Source organism: Pseudomonas sp. LBUM1663 (genome assembly GCF_059695905.1).
Map to the genome: position 1 here is coordinate 2437396 of NZ_CP166792.1, position 24181 is coordinate 2461576.

General features: G+C 61.1%; 19 protein-coding genes and 3 tRNA genes. 18 read left to right on the top strand and 4 right to left on the bottom strand.

Annotated elements, in window-relative coordinates:
- The first annotated feature begins 138 nt into the window (after positions 1 to 138).
- From ACA075_RS11025 to ACA075_RS11105, 17 genes are all read left to right on the top strand, one after another.
- Positions 139 to 1149 (top strand): aspartate-semialdehyde dehydrogenase, encoded by a 1011-nt coding sequence (locus ACA075_RS11025; protein WP_497298470.1) that lies wholly within the window; start codon positions 139 to 141, stop codon positions 1147 to 1149.
- A gap of 207 nt (positions 1150 to 1356) precedes the next feature.
- Positions 1357 to 4023, top strand: a complete 2667-nt coding sequence (locus tag ACA075_RS11030) for a FimV/HubP family polar landmark protein (RefSeq protein ID WP_497298471.1) — start codon at positions 1357 to 1359, stop codon at positions 4021 to 4023.
- A gap of 308 nt (positions 4024 to 4331) precedes the next feature.
- Positions 4332 to 5156, top strand: coding sequence for a tRNA pseudouridine(38-40) synthase TruA (gene truA / locus ACA075_RS11035; RefSeq protein ID WP_497299232.1), 825 nt, complete (start codon positions 4332 to 4334; stop codon positions 5154 to 5156).
- Between the two features lie 63 nt (positions 5157 to 5219).
- Complete coding sequence (locus tag ACA075_RS11040; protein ID WP_497298472.1) at positions 5220 to 5843, top strand: phosphoribosylanthranilate isomerase; 624 nt, start codon at positions 5220 to 5222, stop codon at positions 5841 to 5843.
- 209 nt (positions 5844 to 6052) lie between these two features.
- Positions 6053 to 6973: an acetyl-CoA carboxylase, carboxyltransferase subunit beta gene (gene accD, locus ACA075_RS11045; protein WP_219095878.1), complete on the top strand. Its 921-nt coding sequence runs from the start codon at positions 6053 to 6055 to the stop codon at positions 6971 to 6973.
- Positions 6970 to 8277, top strand: a complete 1308-nt coding sequence (gene folC, locus ACA075_RS11050) for a bifunctional tetrahydrofolate synthase/dihydrofolate synthase (RefSeq protein WP_497298473.1) — start codon at positions 6970 to 6972, stop codon at positions 8275 to 8277. The genes accD and folC overlap by 4 nt, the downstream gene beginning before the upstream one ends.
- Positions 8261 to 8926 (top strand): SPOR domain-containing protein, encoded by a 666-nt coding sequence (locus ACA075_RS11055; RefSeq protein ID WP_497298474.1) that lies wholly within the window; start codon positions 8261 to 8263, stop codon positions 8924 to 8926. Before folC ends, ACA075_RS11055 begins: the two co-directional genes overlap by 17 nt.
- 99 nt (positions 8927 to 9025) lie before the next feature.
- Complete coding sequence (locus tag ACA075_RS11060) at positions 9026 to 9586, top strand: CvpA family protein (RefSeq protein WP_219095883.1); 561 nt, start codon at positions 9026 to 9028, stop codon at positions 9584 to 9586.
- Positions 9587 to 9627: 41 nt separating this feature from the next.
- Positions 9628 to 11133, top strand: a complete 1506-nt coding sequence (gene purF / locus ACA075_RS11065; protein ID WP_010456022.1) for an amidophosphoribosyltransferase — start codon at positions 9628 to 9630, stop codon at positions 11131 to 11133.
- Positions 11134 to 11197: 64 nt separating this feature from the next.
- Positions 11198 to 12409, top strand: a complete 1212-nt coding sequence (locus ACA075_RS11070) for an O-succinylhomoserine sulfhydrylase (RefSeq protein ID WP_497298475.1) — start codon at positions 11198 to 11200, stop codon at positions 12407 to 12409.
- A complete protein-coding gene (locus ACA075_RS11075) occupies positions 12406 to 13182 on the top strand; it encodes an SDR family oxidoreductase (protein WP_497298476.1) in 777 nt (258 codons plus the stop codon). The genes ACA075_RS11070 and ACA075_RS11075 overlap by 4 nt, the downstream gene beginning before the upstream one ends.
- A gap of 257 nt (positions 13183 to 13439) precedes the next feature.
- Positions 13440 to 13515: transfer RNA gene (locus tag ACA075_RS11080), tRNA-Val, on the top strand.
- A 55-nt stretch (positions 13516 to 13570) separates the two neighbouring features.
- Positions 13571 to 13647, top strand: a tRNA-Asp gene (locus ACA075_RS11085).
- 105 nt (positions 13648 to 13752) lie between these two features.
- Positions 13753 to 13829: transfer RNA gene (locus tag ACA075_RS11090), tRNA-Asp, on the top strand.
- Between the two features lie 250 nt (positions 13830 to 14079).
- Positions 14080 to 14589 (top strand): sigma-70 family RNA polymerase sigma factor, encoded by a 510-nt coding sequence (locus ACA075_RS11095; RefSeq protein WP_497298478.1) that lies wholly within the window; start codon positions 14080 to 14082, stop codon positions 14587 to 14589.
- Positions 14586 to 15536, top strand: coding sequence for a FecR domain-containing protein (locus ACA075_RS11100; protein WP_497298479.1), 951 nt, complete (start codon positions 14586 to 14588; stop codon positions 15534 to 15536). The genes ACA075_RS11095 and ACA075_RS11100 overlap by 4 nt, the downstream gene beginning before the upstream one ends.
- Positions 15537 to 15603: 67 nt before the next feature.
- A complete protein-coding gene (locus tag ACA075_RS11105; RefSeq protein ID WP_497298480.1) occupies positions 15604 to 18027 on the top strand; it encodes a TonB-dependent siderophore receptor in 2424 nt (807 codons plus the stop codon).
- 201 nt (positions 18028 to 18228) lie between these two features.
- On the opposite strand, the gene aldA is transcribed toward ACA075_RS11105, so the two are convergent.
- Genes aldA through ACA075_RS11125 form a run of 4 tightly spaced genes read right to left on the bottom strand, consistent with a single transcriptional unit; the run spans position 18229 to position 22994 of the window.
- Positions 18229 to 19662 (bottom strand): aldehyde dehydrogenase, encoded by a 1434-nt coding sequence (aldA, locus tag ACA075_RS11110; RefSeq protein WP_497298481.1) that lies wholly within the window; start codon positions 19660 to 19662, stop codon positions 18229 to 18231.
- Positions 19663 to 19682: 20 nt separating this feature from the next.
- The gene (locus tag ACA075_RS11115; RefSeq protein WP_497298482.1) at positions 19683 to 20483 is read right to left on the bottom strand and encodes an aldolase/citrate lyase family protein; all 801 of its coding nucleotides are present in this window, start codon (positions 20481 to 20483) and stop codon (positions 19683 to 19685) included.
- Positions 20484 to 20497: 14 nt separating this feature from the next.
- Positions 20498 to 21682 carry an L-rhamnonate dehydratase gene (rhmD, locus tag ACA075_RS11120; protein ID WP_497298483.1) on the bottom strand — a complete coding sequence of 395 codons (1185 nt, stop codon included), beginning with the start codon at positions 21680 to 21682 and terminating at the stop codon, positions 20498 to 20500.
- A 16-nt stretch (positions 21683 to 21698) separates the two neighbouring features.
- Entirely contained in the window at positions 21699 to 22994 is a 1296-nt protein-coding gene (locus ACA075_RS11125; RefSeq protein ID WP_497298484.1) for an MFS transporter, read from the bottom strand.
- 125 nt (positions 22995 to 23119) lie between these two features.
- On the opposite strand from ACA075_RS11125, the gene ACA075_RS11130 reads away from it, so the two are divergent.
- Positions 23120 to 24061, top strand: a complete 942-nt coding sequence (locus ACA075_RS11130) for a LysR family transcriptional regulator (protein WP_497298485.1) — start codon at positions 23120 to 23122, stop codon at positions 24059 to 24061.
- Positions 24062 to 24181: the final 120 nt, after the last annotated feature.

Sequence of the window (24181 nt, forward strand, 5' to 3'; positions counted from 1 at the left end):
ATCGGTTGCCTGTTCTGGCCCCTTCGCGGGCTTGCCCGCGAAGGGGCCAGATCAGCCACCGCAAATCCCCGGCAGAAATTGCCTGCACGCCACCCACCCGGTAAAGTGCCGCTCCCCCGTTTCGCCAGAGGTAGAACCATGAGCCAGTCCTTTGATATTGCCGTGATCGGCGCCACCGGTACTGTCGGCGAAACGCTCGTGCAGATTCTCGAAGAACGCGACTTCCCGGTCGGTAACCTGCACCTGCTGGCCAGCAGCGAATCCGCCGGGCATTCGGTGCCGTTTCGCGGCAAGAACGTGCGGGTGCGTGAAGTCGATGAATTCGATTTCAGCAAGGTTCAGTTGGTGTTTTTCGCTGCCGGTCCGGCGGTGACCCTGAGTTTCGCCTCGCGTGCGACCGCCGCCGGTTGCTCGCTGATCGACCTGTCCGGCGCGTTGCCGGCCGATCAGGCGCCCCAAGTAGTGCCGGAAGCCAACGCCGACGTTTTGTCCAGTTTGAAAAAACCATTCCAGGTCAGCAGCCCAAGCCCGTCAGCCACCACACTGGCCGTGGTATTGGCGCCGTTGCTCGGTTTGCTCGACCTGCAACGCATCAACCTGACCGCCAGCCTGGCGGTCTCTGCCCAGGGCCGAGAAGCCGTGACCGAGTTGGCCCGACAAACCGCCGAGCTGCTCAACGTGCGTCCGCTGGAGCCGACCTTCTTCGATCGGCAGATGGCCTTCAACCTGTTGGCTCAGGTCGGCAAGCCTGATGAACAGGGTCATACGCTGCTGGAAAAACGCCTGGTGCGTGAGCTGCGTCAGGTCATGGCGCTGCCTTTATTAAAGATTTCCGTCACTTGCATTCAAGCCCCGGTGTTTTTTGGCGATAGCTTTAGCGTGACCTTGCAGTCAGCGAGCGCTGTGGACCTGGCGAAAGTCAACGCGGCGCTGGAAGACGCACCGGGTATCGAACTGGTGGAAGCCGGCGATTACCCGACGGCGGTAGGCGATGCGGTAGGGCAGGACGTGGTCTACGTTGGTCGGGTTCGCGCCGGAATCGACGACCCGTCGGAACTTAATTTGTGGCTGACGTCAGATAACGTGCGTAAAGGCGCCGCGCTCAATGCTGTGCAGGTGGCTGAATTGTTGATAAAAGACCTGCTGTAAAAGATACTTGGCAACAATTTTTCGAATGAGTCCGGTCGAGCGCTATGCTTGGCCGGATTGCTGATGGCGAGCACCCTTCGGGGCTTTCCGGGGCATGAATGAAATGATCGCGCGTGACGGCCCTTCGTCGCCGCGCGCAATGCCTTACGGCAGCGGCTATCAACACCTTCTCGCTGGCCGAGGAATGTTCAAACAAAGGATGAGGCTATGGTTCAAGTTCGCAAACTGGTGTTAGCAATAGCGGCCGCCTCGGCGCTGTCCTCCGGTATGGCGCATGCCCTCGGGCTCGGGGAATTGACCCTGAAGTCGACGCTGAACCAACCTCTGGTGGCGGAAATCGAGCTGCTCGACGTCAAGGACCTCACCGCCGCAGAAGTGGTGCCGAGCCTGGCTTCGCCCGAAGATTTCGCCAAGGCCGGTGTCGATCGCCAGGCGTTTCTCAACGACCTGACCTTCACGCCCGTGCTCAATGCCAGCGGCAAAAGCATCCTGCGTGTAACGTCCAGCAAACCACTGTCCGAACCCATGGTGAAATTCCTGGTTCAGGTGATGTGGCCAAACGGTCGTCTGCTGCGCGATTACAGCGTGCTGCTCGATCCGTCCAAATTCTCCCCGCAGACCGCTGAAGCGGCTGCGCAGCCTGCACCGACCCAAACGGTCACTGCGCCGGTGACCGGTGCCACCAAGCCGTCCCAATACACCACCACGCCGCGCGATACCCTGTGGGAAATCGCCGAGAAGGCGCGTAATGGCGGGTCGGTCCAGCAAACCATGCTGGCTATCCAGGCGCTGAACCCGGATGCCTTCATCGACGGCAACATCAACCGGCTGAAAACCGGCCAGGTGCTGCGCCTGCCGGATCAGGCGCAGAGCACCGGCCTGCCGCAACCCAAGGCAATCGCTGAAGTCGCCGCACAGAACACCGCATGGCGCCAGGGTCGTCGTTATGTGGCGAAGCCCGGCACCGGACAGCAGCAACTCGATGCCACCAAGCGTGGCCGCGCTGACGCAGCCCCGTCGCAAGCGGCAAAAGACAACCTGAGCCTGGTCTCTGCCGAAACCGGCAAGGGCAAAGGCAAAGGCGCTGCAGGTGATGCCAAAGCCTTGAACAACAAACTGGCGGTGACCCAGGAAAGCCTCGACACGACCCGTCGTGACAACGCCGAACTGAAAAGCCGCATGACCGATCTGCAAAGTCAGCTGGATAAGCTGCAGCGCCTGATCGAGCTGAAGAACAATCAACTGGCCAAATTGCAGGCTGAAGGCGCAGCGGGAGCACCGGCTTCGACTCCAGCGCCGGCCGCTCCGGCCATCTCTGCTGAACTGGCGGCCAACCCTGCGGCGGCACCGACTGAAGTGGCTCCTGCTCCGGTAGCGCCTGCGCCCGAGGCGGCGGCACCTGAAGCCGCTCCGGCTCTCGTGCCTGCCGAGCCTCCGGTCGAGCCGACCCCAGTCGCCTCTGACGACCAGAAATTCAATGAGCTGCTGACCAATCCGGTCCTGCTGGGGCTGGTAGGCGGTGGTGCGGTGGTTCTGCTGCTCTTGCTGCTGTTGCTGGCACGTCGCCGCAAGGCCCAGCAAGAAGCCGAGAAACACCTGCGCATGGCGCGTGCCCTGGAAGAAGAGAAGGAATTCTCCGCCGAGCAGGACCTGCCGGAAAGCAGCTTCGAAGGTTTGGAAGTTCCGCCGCCGAGCGTGATACTCGCTACTGCTCCAGCTCCAGCTCCAGCTCCAGCTCCAGCTCCAGCTCCAGCTCCTGCGCCGACACCCGCGCCAGCGCCAGCCCCGGATGTAATGACAACGCCGATCGCCGCGCCGCTGGTATCGCCAGCTGCCGAGCGCGATGACGATGTACTGACCAAGGCTCAGTCGCACATAACCGCCGGTCGTCTGAACCAGGCGGCTGCGTTGCTCGAAGACGGCATCAAGCAAGAGCCACAGCGCAGCGACCTGCGTCTGAAACTGATGGAAGTCTACGGTCAGCAGGGCGACCGCGATGCATTTGTTGCCCAAGAGCGTCAGTTGGTCGCCAACGGTGACAACTTCGCCCAGGTCGAGCAGCTTAAAAGCCGCTTCCCTGCAATGGCTATCGCGGCTGCCGGTGGTCTTGCTGCTGCCGCCATCGCTGCCGAGCTGGACGCGCAGTACGTCAAGGACTTGCTGCTGGACGAGCCGCAAGCACCGGTTGATGACTTGGACAGTGCCTTCGACCTGAGCCTGGATGATCTGGAAGCCGCTTCTCCGGCGGTGGTTGAACCAGAGCCGGAATCGGTCGCTGACCTTGAAGAGTTCCCGCTGGACGACGACCTGAGCTTTGAATCTGTATTGAAGGAACAGACCGAAATCAAGGAAAACCTCGACGACTTGTCGGACTTCGACCTGGACATGGATCTGGGCGGCGACCCGTCTCCGGCGATCCTCGCTGAAGATGACTTCCTGCTGGATCTGGATGAAGGCGTGAAGGACTTGCCTGTTGAGCCAGTGAAACCTGAAATTCCGCAGGACGACCTGGAGTTGCCCGCCGATTTTGACTTGTCGCTGGCCGATGAAATGGATGCCACCCCGGCCGAGCCTGAGGTCAAGGACGCCTTTGCCGCTGAGCTGGATGACGTCAACGCCGAGCTGGATCGTCTCTCCCAGAGCATGAGTGAGCCGACCTTTACCGCAGAAGACGCGTTGGCTTCTGCAGCGGACGAGCCGGACTTCGACTTCCTCTCCGGCACTGATGAAGTCGCCACCAAACTCGATCTGGCCCAAGCCTACATCGACATGGGTGACAACGACGGCGCTCGGGACATCCTCAATGAGGTGGTCAGTGAAGGAGATGCTGGCCAGAAGAGCGAAGCCAAGGAGATGCTTTCGCGTCTGGCTTGAGTGGTCGGCAGGCAATAAACAGAACGGCAGCCCATTGAGGCTGCCGTTTTTGTTTCACTGATGAGTTGGCGGCGTTGCATCTGTCGCCATCGCGAGCAGGCTCGCTCACACAGGGATCGTGGTGCCGCAATATTTGTGACTGGCATCAATCCCTTGTGGGAGCGAGCTTGCTCGCGATGGGGCCCTAACATTCAACGCAGTCTCGACTGTTGCACTGGCGTCCCGGTGCCGCAGCCTTATAATGCCCGCCTTTGCGCACATCAGCAGGCTGTGACTCCTTGGCAAATATAGATAACCCGGCTGCCGAAATGGCGGCCGACGGCTTTTTCCGGATCGCGTTGGGCGTGGAATACAAAGGCTCGCGATATCACGGTTGGCAGCGCCAGGCCTCCGGCGTGCTCACCGTGCAGGAGACCCTCGAAAAGGCCTTGTCCAAAGTCGCTGACTCACCTGTGTCGCTGCTCTGCGCCGGGCGTACTGACGCGGGCGTGCATGCATGCGGCCAAGTGGTGCATTTCGATACGCAGGTCGAGCGTTCGATGAAGGCCTGGGTCATGGGCGCCAATATCAACTTGCCCCACGACGTCAGTGTCAGCTGGGCCAAGGTCATGCCGGCGCATTTTCATGCGCGTTTCAAGGCCATCGCCCGCCGTTATCGCTACGTGATCTACAACGATCAGATCCGCCCGGCGCACCTCAACGAAGAAATTACCTGGAACCACCGTCCGCTCGACGTCGAGCGCATGGCCGAGGCCGCCCAGTACCTGGTTGGTACCCATGATTTCAGCGCATTCCGCGCCGGTCAGTGTCAGGCCAAGTCGCCGATCAAGGAATTGCATCACCTGCGTGTCTCGCGCCACGGCAAGATGATTGTCCTGGATATCCGCGCCAGCGCCTTCCTGCACCACATGGTGCGCAACATCGCCGGTGTCTTGATGACCATCGGTGCCGGCGAGCGGCCGGTAGAGTGGATGAAGGAAGTGCTGGAGAGCCGGATCCGTCGTTCTGGCGGAGTGACGGCGCATCCATTCGGCCTGTATCTGGTGCAGGTCGAGTATCGCGACGAGTTTCAATTGCCTGAGCGTTACATCGGCCCACACTTCCTCACCGGCTTCTCTGAACTTGACGGCTGACGCCCTCGAACGCATTTGTTACCATCCGGGACTTTCTCGGATTTGCCCTGGGGTTTTATCGACATGTCAGCCGTTCGCAGCAAGATTTGTGGGATTACCCGCATAGAAGATGCGATGGCGGCGGTCGAGGCCGGGGCGGATGCCATCGGGTTTGTGTTTTACGCCAAGAGTCCCCGGGCGGTTACGTTCCAGCAAGCGCGCGACATTATCAAGTTGCTGCCGCCGTTCGTGACCACCGTGGGGTTGTTCGTCAACAGCAGCCGCTGCGAGTTGGGCGAACTGCTCGACGCCGTGCCGCTGGACCTGTTGCAGTTCCATGGCGACGAAACCGTAGCCGAATGTGAAGGCTGGCACCGCCCGTACATCAAGGCGTTGCGGGTCAAGGCCGGCGACGACATCGCGGCGGCCTGCGATGCGTTTCCAAGTGCCAGCGGTATCCTGCTCGATGCCTATGTCGAAGGTGTTCCCGGTGGAACCGGTGAGGCGTTCGACTGGTCTCTGATACCGCAGGGCTTGAGCAAGCCGATCATCCTCGCCGGTGGCCTGACGCCGGATAACGTGGCTGAGGCAATCGCCCGGGTCCGGCCTTACGCGGTGGACGTCAGCGGTGGGGTAGAGGCGAGCAAGGGCATCAAGGATCACGCAAAGATTCAGGCATTCATCAAGGCGGTACGGAGTAGCACGTAGTTGATGTGACGGCTGGCAGACTGCCGCCGTCCCAAAATGCACTGCGCTGCACAAAGCAGGCACGGCTGAGGATTGATGGGTTGTACGCAGGTCACGTTTCGCTGACCCGGCCATCCACCGATCATCGCCACACACATGAATTTAGCTCAAGGGCATACGCGGGGCTGCGAACCAGAGCGTTCGGGCCGCCGGTACTGGAGAAAGAAAGCATGAGCAACTGGTTAGTAGACAAACTGATCCCTTCGATCATGCGTTCCGAGGTCAAGAAGAGCTCGGTGCCTGAAGGTCTGTGGCACAAATGCCCGTCTTGCGAGGCTGTGCTGTATCGTCCGGAGCTGGAAAAGACCCTGGACGTTTGCCCTAAGTGCAACCACCACATGCGTATCGGTGCCCGCGCGCGCATCGACATCTTCCTCGACGCCGAAGGCCGTGCCGAACTGGGCGCGGACCTGGAGCCGGTTGACCGTCTGAAATTCCGCGACGGCAAGAAGTACAAGGACCGCCTGACCGCTGCACAAAAAGCGACCGGCGAAAAAGACGCACTGATCTCCATGAGCGGCACCCTGCTGGGTATGCCGGTGGTGGTCTCGGCGTTTGAGTTCTCCTTCATGGGCGGTTCGATGGGCGCCATCGTGGGTGAGCGTTTTGTCCGCGCCGCCAACTACGCACTGGAAAACCGTTGCCCGATGATCTGCTTCGCCGCCTCCGGTGGTGCGCGGATGCAGGAAGCCCTGATCTCCCTGATGCAAATGGCCAAGACCTCCGCGGTGCTGGCGCGTCTGCGTGAAGAAGGCATTCCGTTCATCTCCGTGTTGACCGATCCGGTCTACGGCGGCGTTTCCGCCAGTCTGGCGATGCTGGGCGACGTGATCGTCGGCGAGCCGAAAGCCCTGATCGGCTTCGCCGGTCCGCGCGTGATCGAACAAACCGTTCGCGAAAAACTGCCGGAAGGCTTCCAGCGCAGCGAGTTCCTACTGGAGCACGGTGCAATCGACATGATCATTCACCGTCAGGAACTGCGTCCGCGCCTGGGCAACCTGCTGGCACAAATGATGGGCCTGCCGACGCCGAAATTCGTTGCCGCACCTATCGAACCGATCGTGGTTCCACCGGTACCTGCCAACCTATGACCGAACGTACCCTTGGCGAGTGGCTCGCCTACCTTGAGCAGTTGCACCCTTCGGCCATCGACATGGGCCTGGAGCGCTCGCAGCAGGTAGCGTCCCGCATGGGACTGGGCAAGCCGGCGCCTCGGGTGATCACGGTCACCGGCACCAACGGCAAGGGTTCTACCTGTGCATTCGTGGCCTCGTTGCTGCGGGCGCAGGGCCTGAGCGTTGGTGTCTACAATTCTCCGCACCTGCTGCGTTACAACGAGCGGGTGCAGGTCAACGGCGTCGAAGCGACTGATGCCGAGTTGTGCGAAGCCTTTGCTGCGGTCGAGGCGGGCCGTGGCGACACTTCCCTGACGTACTTCGAAATGGGCACCTTGGCGGCGTTCTGGCTGTTTCAACAGGCAGGGCTTGATGCTGTGGTGCTGGAAGTTGGCTTGGGCGGGCGTCTGGACACGGTCAACGTGGTCGATGCTGACATGGCGCTGGTCACCAGTATTGGCGTCGATCACGCCGATTACCTGGGCGATACCCGCGAATCCGTGGCCTTTGAGAAAGCCGGCATCTTCCGCCAGGGCGCGCCCGCACTCTGTGGTGACCTGAACCCTCCGCAACCTCTGCTGGATAAAGCCCGCGAGCTCAATTGCCCGTTTTTCCTGCGTGGGCGCGATTTTGACCTCGGTGTAACCGATCACAATTGGCAATGGCGCGGTCTTGACGCTCAAGGGCGTGTGGTCGAGCTGCACGATTTGCCGTTGCTCGATCTGCCGATGGAAAACGCCGCATTGGCTTTGCAGGCCTATCTGTTGCTAGGTTTGCCGTGGGTGGATGCGCAAATTATTGATGCCCTGACGTCGACGCGGGTGGTCGGTCGTCTTGATCGCCGTCAATTCGACTGGCAGGGAAAGCGTCTGAACCTTTTGCTGGACGTGGGGCATAACCCTCATGCGGCCGAGTATCTGGCACGCCGTCTGGCCAGCCGTCCGCCGGTCGGCAAGCGTCTGGCAGTGTTTGGATTGTTGGCGGACAAGGATCTGGATGGTGTTGTCAGTGAATTGAATGCTAGTGTCCAGCAATGGGCTGTCGCGCCGCTGGATTCACCGCGTGCGCGCCCGGTGGCCGATTTGCGGGCGGCGTTGCAGAACCTTGGCGCCTCGGTAACGTCCTATGACAGCGTGGCCGCCGCCCTGGAAGGGCAGTGCGCACTGGCGACGAGCGACGACGAGATTCTGTTGTTCGGATCATTTTATTGTGTTGCCGAGGCCCTTGAATGGCTGGCCCGGCGCTCCACGGAGGAAGCGGCAAATGGCATTGCTGGATAAGGCATACAAACAGCGCATGGTTGGCGCCCTGGTTCTGGTGGCGCTGGCGGTTATTTTTCTGCCAATGTTGTTTTCCCGTCAGGATGAGCAGCGTCAGGTGACGGTCGAAGCCCCGGCTGCGCCGCAAGCGCCCTCGGTGCCGCCAGTGCAGGTCGAGCCCGTGGTGGTGCCCGAGCCACAAGCGCTGCCTCAGGAACCTGTGCCGAGTGATGATGAAATCGCTCAGCAAGATGCCGCGCCGTCCACGCCGATTGCACCGAGTGCCCCAGTGGTGCCGGTGCCTGCCGCCAAGCCGGTCGCTCCCGCACCTGTCGCCAAGCCTGCCACACCGACTACGCCGCCTGCCCAGCCGATTACGGCTGCACCGGGCAAACCGGACACGACTCAGAGTCGCGTCGATGCAAACGGTCTGTCGGTCAGCTGGTCGGTGCAACTGGCCAGCCTGTCGAGCCGTGCAAGTGCCGAAAGTCTGCAAAAAGACCTGCGCAGTCAGGGCTATAACGCCTACATCCGTACTGCCGATGGCAAGAATCGGGTGTTTGTCGGGCCGCTGATCGAACGCGCCGAAGCCGATCGCCTGCGCGACTTGTTGGGCCGCCAGAAGAACCTCAAGGGGTTCGTGGTGCGTTTCCAGCCTGAGCGTGGCTAAAAACTATCGCCCCGATTTGAAATGCACTGACAATCGCAGCTTACCGATAGCCATGCGCTCTGCTAAAATGCGCCGCCTTATCCGTCTGTAGGCTGCACTGTGCCATTTACCTGGGTTGACTGGGCGATCGTTGCAATCGTCGCCATCTCCGCATTGATCAGTCTGAGCCGCGGCTTCGTCAAAGAAGCATTATCGCTGGTGACCTGGATCATCGCAGGAGTCGTCGCCTGGATGTTCGGTGGTTCATTGTCCGAGTACCTCGCCGGATACATCGAAACGCCATCGGCTCGTGTGATCACGGGCTGTGCCATCATGTTTGTCGCCACGTTAATCGTAGGCGCAATGATCAATTATCTTATCGGCGAGTTGGTTCGCGTTACCGGGTTGTCCGGGACCGATCGATTCCTCGGCATGGCCTTCGGCGCCGCGCGTGGCGTGCTGCTGGTGGTCGTGGCGGTCGGGCTGTTGAGCCTGGGGCCGGTACAGCAGGACGGGTGGTGGCAACAGTCACAGCTCGTGCCAAAATTTCTATTGGTCGCAGACTGGTCCAAAAACCTGATCCTCGGGTGGAGCAGTCAGTGGCTTGCCAGCGGTATCAGCGTACCCGCTGAAATACCGTTCAAGGAGCACCTCTTGCCGACGGCCAAAACGCCCCAGTGAGTTGTGTTCAGTTCAGATCCATTAAGTAGGGGTTGCGTCGCATGTGTGGCATCGTCGGTATCGTCGGTAAGTCGAACGTCAATCAGGCGCTGTATGACGCGCTAACCGTCCTCCAGCACCGCGGCCAGGACGCTGCCGGTATCGTGACCAGCCATGATGGCCGGTTATTCCTGCGCAAGGACAATGGCCTGGTGCGTGACGTGTTCCATCAGCGTCACATGCAGCGCCTGGTCGGCCACATGGGTATTGGCCATGTGCGTTACCCGACCGCGGGCAGCTCGACCTCGGCCGAAGCTCAACCGTTTTACGTCAACTCGCCTTACGGCATCACTCTGGCGCACAACGGTAACCTGACCAACGTTGAACAGCTGGCCAAGGAGATTTACGAATCTGACCTGCGCCACGTCAACACCAATTCCGATTCGGAAGTGCTGCTCAACGTGTTCGCGCACGAACTGGCCCAGCGCGGCAAGTTGCAGCCAACCGAAGAAGACGTGTTCGCCGCGGTCACTGACGTGCACAACCGTTGCGTCGGTGGTTACGCGGTCGTGGCGATGGTGACCGGTTACGGCATCGTCGGTTTCCGCGACCCGCACGGCATCCGCCCGATCGTTTTCGGCCAGCGTCACACCGACGAAGGCGTCGAGTACATGATCGCCTCCGAAAGCGTCTCCCTGGACGTGCTCGGTTTCACCCTGATTCGCGACTTGGCACCGGGCGAAGCGGTCTACATCACTGAAGACGGCAAGCTGCACACCCGTCAGTGCGCGACCAACCCGTCCCTGACCCCGTGCATCTTCGAGCACGTCTACCTGGCGCGTCCGGACTCGATCATCGACGGCGTGTCGGTCTACAAGGCCCGTCTGCGCATGGGCGAGAAACTCGCCGAGAAGATCCTGCGCGAGCGTCCGGAGCACGACATCGACGTGGTTATCCCCATCCCGGACACCAGCCGCACCGCGGCCCTGGAGCTGGCGAATCACTTGGGCGTCAAGTTCCGCGAAGGCTTTGTGAAGAACCGCTACATCGGCCGGACCTTCATCATGCCGGGCCAGGCGGCGCGGAAAAAATCCGTGCGCCAGAAGCTCAACGCCATCGAACTGGAATTCCGCGGCAAGAACGTGATGCTGGTGGACGACTCGATCGTTCGCGGCACCACCTGCAAGCAGATCATCCAGATGGCCCGTGAAGCCGGCGCGAAAAACGTCTACTTCTGCTCCGCAGCCCCGGCCGTTCGCTACCCGAACGTCTACGGCATCGACATGCCGAGCGCTCACGAGCTGATCGCCCACAACCGTTCGACCCAGGACGTTGCCGACCTGATCGGCGCCGATTGGCTGATCTATCAGGACCTCCCTGACTTGATCGAAGCGGTCGGTGGCGGCAAGATCAAGATCGAGAAGTTCGATTGCGCGGTGTTCGATGGCCAGTACGTCACCGGCGATGTCGACGAGGCCTACCTGAACAAGATCGAGCAGGCCCGTAACGATGCCTCCAAGGTCAAGACGCAGGCAGTCAGCGCGATCATTGATCTGTATAACAACTGAGTAACTACCGGCCCTGAGGGGCCGGTTTTGTATCTACCAAAAGAGCAAGGCAAGGAGTGACAGCATGAGTCAGGATTGGGATGCCGGTCGGCTGGACAGCGACCTCGAAGGCGTAGCGTTCGATACCCTGGCCGTTCGCGCCGGTCAGCACCGCACGCCGGAAGGCGAACACGGTGATCCGATGTTCTTCACTTCCAGCTATGTATTCCGTACCGCCGCCGATGCGGCCGCACGCTTTGCCGGTGAAGTGCCGGGCAACGTTTACTCGCGCTACACCAACCCGACCGTGCGCGCATTCGAAGAGCGCATTGCCGCGCTGGAAAGCGCTGAACAAGCGGTGGCTACGGCCACCGGCATGGCGGCGATCATGGCAGTGGTCATGAGCCTGTGCAGCGCCGGCGACCACGTGTTGGTGTCGCGCAGCGTGTTCGGCTCGACCATCAGCCTGTTCGAAAAATACTTCAAACGCTTCGGCATCGAAGTCGATTACGTGCCTCTGGCGGACTTGTCCGGCTGGGACGCGGCGATCAAGGCCAACACCAAATTGCTGTTCGTCGAGTCGCCGTCCAATCCATTGGCAGAGCTGGTGGACATCGCCGAACTGGCGAAAATCGCTCATGCCAAAAGCGCGATGCTGGTGGTCGACAACTGCTTCTGCACCCCTGCGTTGCAACAACCGCTGAAGATGGGCGCGGACATCGTCGTGCACTCGGCGACCAAGTTTATCGACGGCCAGGGCCGTTGCATGGGCGGCGTTGTCGCCGGTCGCAGCGAGCAGATGAAAGAAGTGGTGGGTTTCCTGCGTACCGCCGGGCCGACCCTGAGCCCATTCAACGCCTGGATCTTCCTCAAAGGTCTGGAAACACTGAGCCTGCGCATGAAGGCGCATTGCGCCAACGCCCAGCAACTGGCCGAGTGGCTGGAGCAGCAGGACGGCATCGAGAAAGTCCATTACGCTGGCCTCAAGAGCCATCCGCAGCACGAACTGGCCCTGCGCCAGCAGAAAGGTTTCGGCGCCGTGGTGAGTTTCGAGGTCAAGGGCGGCAAAGAGGGCGCCTGGCGCTTCATCGATGCGACCCGTCTGATTTCGATCACCGCCAACCTGGGCGACAGCAAAACCACGATCACGCACCCGAGCACCACCTCCCACGGCCGTCTGGCGCCGCAAGAGCGTGAAGCGGCGGGCATTCGTGACAGCCTGATCCGCATCGCGGTCGGTCTGGAAGATGTCGCTGACCTGCAAGCCGATCTGGCACGCGGGTTGGCGGCCTTGTGATCGAGTTGGCGACGCCGGGTACCGGCACCCATGGCCGCGTTGCACTGGTCACCGGTGCCGCACGCGGCATCGGGTTGGGGATCGCGGCCTGGCTGATCAGCGAAGGCTGGCAGGTGGTGCTGACCGACCTTGATCGAGAGCGTGGTTCGAAAGTGACTAAAGTGCTGGGCGCAAACGCCTGGTTCATCGCCATGGACGTCTCGAACGAGGGGCAAGTGGCGCTGGGCGTCGCCGAGGTGCTGGGGCAATTCGGGCGCCTGGATGCGCTGGTGTGCAACGCGGCGGTGGCCGACCCGCACAACATGACCCTGGAAAGCCTCGACCTGGCTTACTGGAATCGGGTGCTGGCGGTCAATCTCAGTGGGCCGATGCTGTTGGCCAAACACTGTGCGCCGTATCTGCGCGCTCACAGCGGTGCGATCGTTAATCTGGCCTCGACCCGTGCCGGGCAATCAGAGCCTGATACAGAGGCTTACGCGGCGAGCAAGGGCGGCCTGTTGGCCCTGACTCATGCGTTGGCCATCAGCCTCGGGCCGGAAATTCGCGTCAACGCGGTCAGCCCGGGCTGGATCGATGCGCGGGACCCGGCGGCACGGCGTGCCGATCCCCTGACCGATGCCGATCATGCCCAGCATCCGGCGGGCAGGGTAGGGACTGTCGAAGACGTCGCGGCGATGGTGGCGTGGCTGCTGTCGAAGAATGCCGGGTTCGTCACGGGCCAGGAGTTTGTGGTCGATGGCGGCATGACCAAGAAGATGATTTACAGCGAGTAACAGGGCAGGGGGGCTGTCTTCAGCATTGAGGTTGAATTGCCACCGCCTTCGCGAGCAGGCTCGCTCCCACAGTGGACCGTGTTTCGTCAGGCAACAGGCTTTCTAAATGTGGGAGCGAGCCAGCTCGCGAAAGCGGTCTGACGGTTTGCGACTATGAAGCGGAATGACACGATTCTGTCTTTTTCAGAAAAACTTCAATCCTGCTATTGACTTAGGTTCGCTACCTGCGTAAATTTCGCGGCCTCGGAGATGCAAACGGGTGATTAGCTCAGCTGGGAGAGCGTCTGCCTTACAAGCAGAATGTCGGCGGTTCGATCCCGTCATCACCCACCAAATCCGAGAGTCTTGCGAAAGCAAGATGGAAGCCTTTAAAAGCCTCCACCGACGCGCAGCGGTAGTTCAGTCGGTTAGAATACCGGCCTGTCACGCCGGGGGTCGCGGGTTCGAGTCCCGTCCGCTGCGCCATATTTTCCGAGTCAGGCTTGCCCTGGTTCGAGATTGAAAGAGAGATTGAAACGTCTCGGAGCTTTCAGTCAGACGAGTTACTTGGACGCAAGTCCAAAGCGATACGCAGCGGTAGTTCAGTCGGTTAGAATACCGGCCTGTCACGCCGGGGGTCGCGGGTTCGAGTCCCGTCCGCTGCGCCATATCTGCCTCAAGGCCCACTGAACGCCTTGGAGCTACGAAGAAAGCCTCTGGCAATCTTCGAGTCGATAGCAAAGACCCTGGTCGAAAGACCGGGGTTTTTTGTGTCTGCGATTTGGCTTTTCCTCTCCTCAATACCCTCCCAAATGAACCTTTCTGCTCAGTCGATGCATAAAGGGCTTCCTTCACACGCCTGACATTAATTAGAATCACTCTCATTTACGATAACTCCTCGGCACAGGGCTTCTTGAAATGAGCGATGCAGCGATGCCGGAGGAGCAAACCTTCCATGACTTGTACCGCGACCATCGCGGCTGGCTCGAAAGCTGGTTGAGACGGCGCATGAGCAATGGTCATGATGCGGCGGACCTGAGCCAGGATACGTTCGTGCGCGTGCTCGCCAGCTCCCAGCACATTGCTGACCTGCAAGAGCCCCGCGCCTACTTGGCGACCGTGGGCAAACGACTGCTGACCAACTTCTACAAGCGCCGCAGCCTCGAACAGGCTTACCTCAATGCACTGGCGTTGCTGCCTGAAGACTGCGTGCCATCCCCCGAGCAGCGCTGGATCCTGCTGGAAACCCTGCAGGCCCTCGACGAATTGCTCGATGGGTTGCCGACCCCGGTACGACGAGCGTTTCTCTGGTGCCAACTGGAAGGCCTGGGTTACCAGGAAATCGCCGAGCGCCTGCAAGTCTCCGAACGCACGATCAAGCGCTACATGGCCCAAGCCTACGAACACTGCTTGCTGGTGGACCTGTGATCGGTTCAGCCCCTTCGGCAGACGCCCGACAAGTCATGCGGGCTGCCGCGCAGTGGCTGGCGCTCATGGAGTCGGGCACCGCCAATGAGCGGGACCGAGCCGAGTTGCAGGGCTGGCGCGACAGCCATTCCAGCCACGAGCAGGCCTGGCAGAAAGCGCAACTCTTGCGTCAACGTTTTGCTGACGTGCCGTCAGCCTTGGCGATGGCCAGTCTGGATCGGCCGCAGCCGAGCCGGCGTGCGGTGCTCAAGCGCGCCATGGGAGCGGTGGCGTTGGTGCCGACCGCTTGGCTGATCAGTCGGCAGTTGCCTCTGGATGTCTGGGGCGCGGACCTCAGGACGGCGACCGGGGAGGGCAAGAAAGTCCGGTTGGCCGATGGCAGCTCGCTGCAATTGAACACCGCGAGCGCCGTCGATATCGATCTGAATGATCGGCTATTGAAGCTCGTGGAGGGCGAGGTAGCCTTGAAAGTCCCCGGTTTGTCGCCGCTGACGATCCAGACCCACTTCGGCCAGGTAGTCATCAGTCAAAGCGAAGTGTGTGTTCGCCAGTGGCAGACGGGTTGCCGGGTGTCGGTGCTCAACGGCGCGGTGCAGTTGCAGCCTTTGCACGGGCCGGTGTTTTCATTGCGCGCCGGCCAGCAAGTCAGCCTTCAGGCCGCGGGTGCCGGCGCTGTAGAGCCCTTCGACGTGCTCGCCCCAGGTTGGCGAGACGGTGTGTTGATGGCACAGAACCAACCGCTGGGGGATTTTTTACGCGAACTCAGCACCTATCGCCCGGGCGTGCTGCGCTGGGAGCCGGAACTGGAATCCCTGCGTGTCACCGGCAGTTTTCGCCTGGAAGACACTGATCGTATCCTCGCGCTGCTGGCGGCCAGCTTGCCGCTGGAGGTGCATTCGCGTACTCGTTATTGGGTCAAGCTGCTGCCGCGCAAAAATAGTGTTTGAAGTGTGTCCCCTTTTTTCGCGTCGCTTGTCATTCAAGGCAAGTGAACGAATCAAGAGAGCTTCTTCAATGCCCGCAGTGTTCCCGTCGAGTCCGCGTTTGGCTTCATCCCGCCTGCGCCCGTTAATGCACTTGAGCCTGTTGCTGAGCCTCAGTGCCTGTCCTTTGTTTATCACCGCCGGTTGGGCCGAAGACGCGCCTCGACGTAGTTATCAGGTGCCGGCAGGCAGCCTCAGTGCAGCACTGACCCGTTTTGCCGGGCTGGCGGGCGTCAACCTCTCGGTTGACCCGGCGCTGGTGAGCGGTCGCAACAGTTCCGGTCTGTCCGGCGAGTTCGCCGTGGAGGAGGGCTTTGCCCGGCTTTTGCAGGGTTCCGGCCTGCAATTGCAACCGGTGGGGGAGCAGGCCTACATCCTGACCCCGGCACCCGAAGGCAGCGGCCTGCAACTCGGCGCGACCTCGATTCTAGGGTCCATCGACCCGGTGGACGGTGATCCGTATGCTGGCGGCCAAGTCGCGCGTCGCGGTTCGCAAGGCTTGCTGGGCTCCAAAGATTTCATGGAAACGCCGTTCAGCATGACCACCTACACCAGCGAGGTGGTCAAGAACCAGCAGGCGCGGACCTTGGGCGACCTGATCGCCAACGATCCGTCGGTTCGCGCCACCAACCCGGCGGGAGGGCGTTATGAGCAGTTCACCATTCGCGGGCTCAGCCTGTTCAACAGTGATGTCGCCTACAACGGTCTCTACGGCGTCCTGCCGACCTACTCGATCGACATGGAAATGGCCGATCGTGTCGATGTCCTAAAAGGTCCGAGCCAACTGATTAACGGCATCTCGCCGCGGGGTAGCGTGGGTGGCGGGATCAACGTGGTGTCCAAGCGCGCCACCGACAAGCCCATCACTTCGTTTACCGGTATGTACGCTTCCGACAGCCAGGTCGGCGGTGCCGTGGATGTTGGCCGGCGCTTTGGTGAAGACAACAAACTCGGTATTCGCTTCAACGGCGTCAAGCAGTCCGGCGACACCGATTGGGATCAGCAGAATGTCGACCGCGAGATGGCCGTTCTGGGCCTGGATTTTCGCGGTGAGCGCCTACGTCTCTCGACGGACATCGGGCGTACCGAGCGTGACACCGACGCGCCGCAGGAGCGCGTGCAGGTCAACGCCAACGCGCAGGTTCCACATGCCAGCGATGTGCGTCACAACTATGCGCAACCCTGGAGCAAGGCGAGTACCAACGACACCTTCGGCACGGTGAACGCCGAATTCGACGTCAACGATTCCGTCATGCTGTACGGCGGTGTGGGCGCGCGCAAAAGCAATCATGACTTCCTCCGGCATGCCGTGGCGGTCACCAACGACAAGGGCGATTTCAGCGTTCAACCCCGTGATTTCACCCGCGACGAAAACGTCCGGACGGCCACGGCTGGGGTGCGCAACTGGTTTCATACCGGCCCGGTGAGCCACGAGGTCAACCTGGCCGCCAGCTACTTCTACATGGACTTCGAGAATGGCGGCGCACGTTACGCGGCGGCGCCAAGCAATCTCTACAATCCGGTGGAAACCCCCACGCCGGCCAGACCGACGCGACAGGATCCGAAGGTCTATACCGAGAACCGCTTCAGCGGCATGGCGTTGTCCGACACCCTGGGCTTCTTCGATGACCGGCTGCTGCTGACCCTCGGCGCGCGCTGGCAGCGGGTGAAGGTTGACGACTGGTCGGATAACGTCAAAGGCGACACCGCCTACGACGAGGAAAAGGTTTCGCCGTCGGGCGGCATTCTGTTCAAGGCCACCGATAAGCTGTCGCTGTACGCCAACTACATGGAAGGCCTGAGCCAGGGCAAGATCGCGCCGTCGACCTCAATCAACGAAGACGAGATTTTCCCGCCGTTCATCAGCCGCCAGGTCGAGGTCGGCGCCAAGTATGACGCTGGCGCGTTTGCCCTGACCGCTGCGGTGTTCCGGATCAAGCAGCCGGCCTATGAGACCAACGCCACAACGCGGGTCTTTGGCCCGAACGGCAAGCGTGAAAACACGGGTGTGGAACTGAGTGTGTTCGGTGAACCGCTCGAGGGTTTCCGCCTGCTTGGCGGCGTCATGTACATTGACAGTGAGTTGACCAACACCGCCAATGGCACCTTCGACGGCAACCGGGCGCCGGCCACGCCGAAATATAACGTCAACCTGGGCGCCGAGTGGGACGTGCCGACTGTGCAGGGCCTGACCCTCACCAGCCGCGGCATCTATTCCAGTTCGCAGTATCTGGACCAGTCCAACAACAAGGAGATCGACTCGTGGGAGCGTTTCGACGTGGGCGCGCGCTACGCGTTCAAGGTCGAGGAAAAGAACATCACACTGCGCGCCAATATCGAGAACGTGGCGGACAAGCGCTACTGGAGTTCGGCCGGCGCGTCGGATGACAGTGAGCCGGGGTTGACGCTCTCGACGCCGCGAACTTACCTGCTTTCGGCGACCGTGGATTTCTGATCGATCCAACTATAAGGCCACATTCACCCGTAGCAGCTGTCGAGCCCCAGCGAGGCTGCGTTCGGCTGCGAAGCAGTCGTGAAATCAGGCGATGCGGTCCTTCAGGAACACCGCGTACTCAGGTTTTACGACTGCTTCGCAGCCGAACGCAGCCTCGCTGGGGCTCGACAGCTGCTACGGGTGAATGTGGCGGCTGAGGATTCAGCCTTGCAAGTAAACCGCGTGCGTATGGGTGTACTCGTAAAGCCCATGCTTGCCATCCGCCCCTCCAATCCCGGATTTACGCACCCCGGCATGGAAGCCCTGCATAGCCTCGAAGTTCTCCCGGTTGACGTAAGTCTCGCCAAAATCCAGCTCACGCATCGCGTGCATGGTTTTACTCAGGTCACGGGTGTAGATCGACGAGGTCAGGCCATAGTCGCAGTCGTTGGCCAGGGCGATGGCTTCGTCGAGGTCGTCGATAATCTGGATCGGCAGCACCGGTCCGAAAATCTCTTCGCGCATGATTTCCATGTCGGCGCTGCACCCGGCCAATACCGTGGGCTGGAAGTGAAAGCCGTTCGGCAGATCGGCAATCTGCCCGCCGCTGACCAGACTCGCGCCCTGGCTCAACGCCGTGCGCACTTTGCGGTTGACGCTGTCCAGGCCCTGACGGTTGATCAGCGGGCCCATTTCCACCTCAGGCTGAGCAATCGGATCGCCATAACGGGTCGCGCTCATTGCCGCTGCGATGCGTTCGATAAACGGGTCGGCGACCTTGCGTTCGACGTACACCCGCTCGGCGCAATTGCACACCTGGCCGCTGTTGATGATCCGCGAATCGCGAATGGCTTTGACTGCCAGATCGAGGTCGGCATCCGCCAGCACAATGGCCGGCGCCTTGCCGCCCAGTTCCAGGTTGAGCTTGGTGATGTTCGGTGCGGCGGCGGCCATGATTCGTGAACCGGTGTCGACGCTGCCGGTGAAGCTGATCATGTCCACGCGCTTATGCGCACTCAGCGCCGCGCCCACTCGACCATCGCCGCAGACCACGTTGAACACGCCAGGCGGCAGGTCGGTTTCGGCCACCAGCCGGGCGAATTCGAAGCAATTGTTCGGGGTTTCTTCACTGGGTTTGATCACGATGGTATTGCCGGTCAGCAGGGCCGGCGCCATCTTGCGGGCGATCAGGAAGAACGGGAAATTCCACGGCAGAATCCCGGCGACCACGCCCAGAGGTTTGCGAAACAGAAAGATGTTTTCGTTCTGCCGGTCGCTGGTGATGATTTCGCCTTCGATGCGCCGGGCCCACTCGGCCATGTAGTCGAGGTAGTCAGCGGTGAAGTTGACCTCGACCTCCGCCAAACCGCTGACCTTGCCTTGTTCCAGGGTGATGGTGCGCGCCAAGTGCTGGACGTTCTCCCGCAGCTTGGCGGCGATCCGGCGCAGATGCCCGGCGCGTTCAATCGCCGGTTTGCGCGACCAGTCTTTTTGCGCGGCGCGCGCGGCGGCAAGGGCGCGGTCGACGTCTTCGGCCATCGAGGCCGGAACCTTGGACAGCACGACACCGGTGGCCGGGTTGATCACATCGAGATGGGCAGCGCTGGCCACAAACTGGCCGTTGATGAAGTTTTCGTACACAGGCACGGACGGCATTTGGGCGACTCCTTGGCTGATCAATAAGTGCGCGACGGCGCGTGTTCGGTGGCCGGTGCGCGGTAACGGGCGAGGGTGGTCATGGCGCTTTGGCGCAGCAAACTGATGTCGATGGCCACCGCAATGAACTGGCAGCCCCAGCTTTGATAGCGGCGCGCGTCTTCCTCGTTTGGCGCGAGGATGCCGCAGGCCTTGCCGGCGGCGAGCGTCGCTTTTACCGCGTGCTGGATGCGTTCCTGAACTTCAGGATGGCCAGGGTTGCCGGCATGACCGAGGCCGATGGACAAATCCGCCGGACCGATAAACACAGCGTCGACGCCTTCGACGGCGGCGATCGCTTCGACGTTTCCCACGCCAGTCCGCGATTCCACCTGAACGATCAGGCACAACTGCTCATGGGCGGTGTTGAGGTAGTCGGGCACGCCGTCCCAGCGCGTGGCGCGGGTCAAGCCGCCGCCGACGCCGCGAATGCCGTGGGGCGGGTAACGCATGGCGCGCACCAGGGCGGCCGCTTGTTCGGCGGTTTCGACCATCGGGATCATCAGCGTTTGCGCGCCAATATCCAGCAGTTGCTTGATCAGGTTGGCATCGCCTGTCACCGCACGCACGATAGGTGCAGTGGCGTAGGGCGCCACCGCCTGCAATTGCGCGAGTACGCCGGGCACGGTGTTCGGCGCGTGTTCACCGTCGATCAGCATCCAGTCGTAACCGGTGGTGGCGACGATTTCGGCGGCGTAGCCGGTGGCGAAACCGGCCCAGATGCCGTACTGGGTCGCCGGGTTTTTCAGTGCGGCCTTGAAAGCGTTGCGAGGCATGTTCATGGCGGGGTCCTTTCTCAGCGGTTGTACGGCCGATGCAGTTGGCATTCCGGGTTGAGGGTCACGCCGAAACCTGGCTGATCGAGTGCCGACAGGCGCATGCGGCCATTCACCGGCACCGGTTCGCCGAGCAATTGCGGGTGGAACATCGGCACCACTTCGTTGGCCTTAGGCGCCATCATCAGGAATTCGGCGAACGGGCTGTTATGGCGGGTGGCGACAAAGTGGTAGCTGTAAACCGAAGAACCGTGAGGAATGACCAGCGCGTTGTGAGCGTCGGCCAATGCGGAAATCTTCACCAGTTCGGTGATTCCGCCGCACCAGCCGACGTCCGGCTGGATGATGTCGCAGCAGCCCATTTCCAGGAGCATGCGGAAACCCCAGCGGGTCGCTTCGTGTTCGCCGGTGGTCACCAGCATGCCTTTGGGCACGTTGTTGCGCAGGGCCGCGTAGCCCCAGTAATCGTCAGGCGGCAGGGCTTCTTCGATCCACTTCAAACCGTACTCGTGGGCGCCGACCGCCAGTTTGGTGGCGTAGTTGAGGTCCAGGCTCATCCAGCAATCGAGCATCAGCCAGAAGTCCGGTCCGACCCGTTCGCGCATGGTCGCCAGCTCTTCGAGGTTCTTGCGCAAGCCTTCCTCGCCTTCCGCCGGGCCATGGTGCAACGGCATCTTGCCGCCGATGAAACCCATTTTCTGCGCCAGGTCCGGACGGGCGCCGGTGGCGTAGAATTGCAATTCGTCGCGCACCGCACCGCCGAGCAACTGGTGTACTGGCTCTTTGCGGATCTTGCCGAGCAAGTCCCACAACGCCAGATCAACGCCGGAGATCGTGTTGATCACGATGCCTTTGCGACCGTAATACAGGGTCGATTGGTACATCTGGTCCCAGATTTTTTCGATGTCGGTCACCCGTGCGCCTTCGAGGAAGCGCGCCAAGTGTTTTTCGACAATGTACGCGGCAGGCTCGCCACCGGTGGTGACGGCAAAACCCACCGTGCCGTCGCTGGCTTCGATCTCGACCACCAGCGTGCCGAGCACGTTGATGCCGAAGGTGCGGCGGCTCTGGCGGTACTCGGGGTATTTGCTCATCGGCGTGGCAATGTGATCGTCGATCCAGTGACCGTCCGCCTGATCGTGATAATCCGCGCCGCCGCCTCTCAACGTGAAGGCGCGGACGTGTTTGATGGTTGGAATGCCCATGGTGTGACTCCTCAGGTTATACGGTGGCCGGTGTGTTGGAAGGCTTCTGGACAGGTGAACGGATGCCCAGGACCAGCAAAGCGGCGATGACGGTGGTGCCGGCCAGCACGTACAAGCCTGCGGCCGGTGAATGGAAGGCGCCTTCGGCCCAGTTTTTCAGGACCGGGGCGATGAAGCCGCCGAGGGCGCCGAACGAGTTGATCAAGGCGATCCCGGCTGCAGCAGCGCTGCCGGCAAGGTAGCTGGAAGGGAAGGTCCAGAACACCGGTTGCACGGCGATGAAGCCGGAAGCGGCGAAGCACAGGGCGACGATGCCGAGGAACGGGCTGGCGAAAGTCACCGAGCAGGCAATCCCGGCTGCCGACATCAGCAGCGTCAGGCAGGCAGTGCGGCGACGTTCGCCGGTGCGGTCGCTGTAGCCGGGGATCAGGTACGCCGCGACGATCGCGCAGATCCATGGAATTGCCGTGACCAACCCGACCATCAGCCCGACCTTGGTGCCCAACAGCCCGCCGACCTGGGTCGGCAGATAGAACACCACGCCGTAGACGCTGGCCTGAATCAGCAGATAAATCAGGCACAAGTACAGGATTGAGGGTTGGCACAGAACGTTGAGCAAGCTGCGGCCGTGATTCTGTTTGTGGCTGTCTTCTTGATCCAGGATGCCTTGCACTCGCTGGCGTTCTTCAACCGTCAGCCACTTCGCGTCGGCCGGGCGATTGTCCAGATACCAATAGGCCCAGACGCCCACCGCCGTGGCCATCAAGCCTTCAACCGCGAACAGCCATTGCCAGCCGTGGACGCCGGCAAATCCGTCCAGCTCCAGCAGCAAGCCAGACAACGGGCTGCCAAAGATGAACGCCAGCGGTGCACCGAAGTAGAAAAAGCCCATGGCTTTGCCACGCGCGGCGCTGGGGAACCAGTAGGTGAGGTAAAGAATGACACCAGGGAAGAAACCGGCCTCGGCCACGCCCAGCAAAAAGCGCAGGACGTAGAAGCTGGTTTCGGTGTGAGCGAAGACCATAGCGGCGGAGACCAGGCCCCAGGTGACCATGATCCGGCACATCCAGAGGCGGGCGCCGACTCGGTGCAGGATCAGATTGCTCGGCACTTCAAGCAGCGCGTAACCGACAAAAAACACTCCGGCACCGAAGGCGAAGGCGGCGTCGCTGATATTGGTGTCGGCTTGAAAGGCTTGCTTGGCGAACCCGACGTTGGCGCGGTCGAGGAAGGCCATGATGTACATCAGTAGCAGGAAGGGGAGCAGCCGCCAGGAAATTTTGGCGAGCAGAGGCGCGGGTAGAGTCTTCATCGCAGTTTTCCTTTGGAAGGGCATTTGTTCTTATGGGAAAGACTGTACGGCCGTGGATCGATGCGTTACAAATCGAATCTAGCTCACAACTGATACCTTGAGGGTATCGATAACAAAGGCCCGCCATGTCCTCGCCGATCATCTCCCGCAGCCTGCTCAACCGCCTGCGCTACAAGCATTTGCACATGCTGGTGACGCTGAGCAGCAGTCAGAACCTGCACCGCGCCTCGCAAAGCCTGAACATGTCGCAACCGGCGGCGACCCGAATGCTCCATGAGATTGAAGACATGTTCGGCTGCGATCTGTTCGAGCGCCTGCCCCGCGGAATGCGGCCGACGGCGCTGGGCAGTGAATTGATTCGTTTCGCCGAATCCGCCATCAGCGGCCTCGACCGCTGCGCCGAAGACCTGATCGCGCGGCAGCAGGGCGGTTACGGTTATCTGTCCATCGGCACCATCATGGGCGCCGCACCGGACTTGGTGATGGATTCGATTGCCGAAATCAAGGCGCTCAATCCGCAGTTGCGCATTCGCATCATGGGCGACACCAGCGACCAGGTGATCCAGTTACTGGAACAGGGCCGCATCGACCTCGCCATCGCGCGGCGCAATGCCGCCACCGACAGCGAGCATTACGAGTTCGAACAACTGGGCAACGAACGGCTGCTGGTCGTCGTTCGTGCCGGGCATCCCTTGGTGCAGCGGGAAACACTCGAACTCTCGGAACTGGTCAGCGGCTGGCCGTGGATCCTGCAGCCAGAGACCAGCCCGGCGCGCATCGGGCTTGATCAGGCTTTGCAGCGCCTGGCCTTGCCGACGCCCGCCGACATCATCGAATGCAGTTCGGTGTATTCCATGCAGCAACTGATTCAACTGACCGACGCCATCATGGTGCTCTCGGAAACCGCGTTGCGCGACTACCTGAAAATGGGTCTGGTGGTGGCGCTGCCGGTAGAGCTGGATGTGCAACTGGCGCCGTTCGGATTGCTGCTGCGCAAGGGTGAGCACATCAGCCGCGAGTTGGGCTTGTTCATCGATTTGCTGCGCCGAAAGGCAGCGGCTTTTTGATTCTTCGGTCAGATTTTTGTTACCAGTTGTTTTCTAAAAGCGCATAAATCTATAAAGTTAACCTTTCGGTCAGCTTTGCACTGTCAACACGGCCCTTTGCCTCGTCAAAAAGGGCTTCTG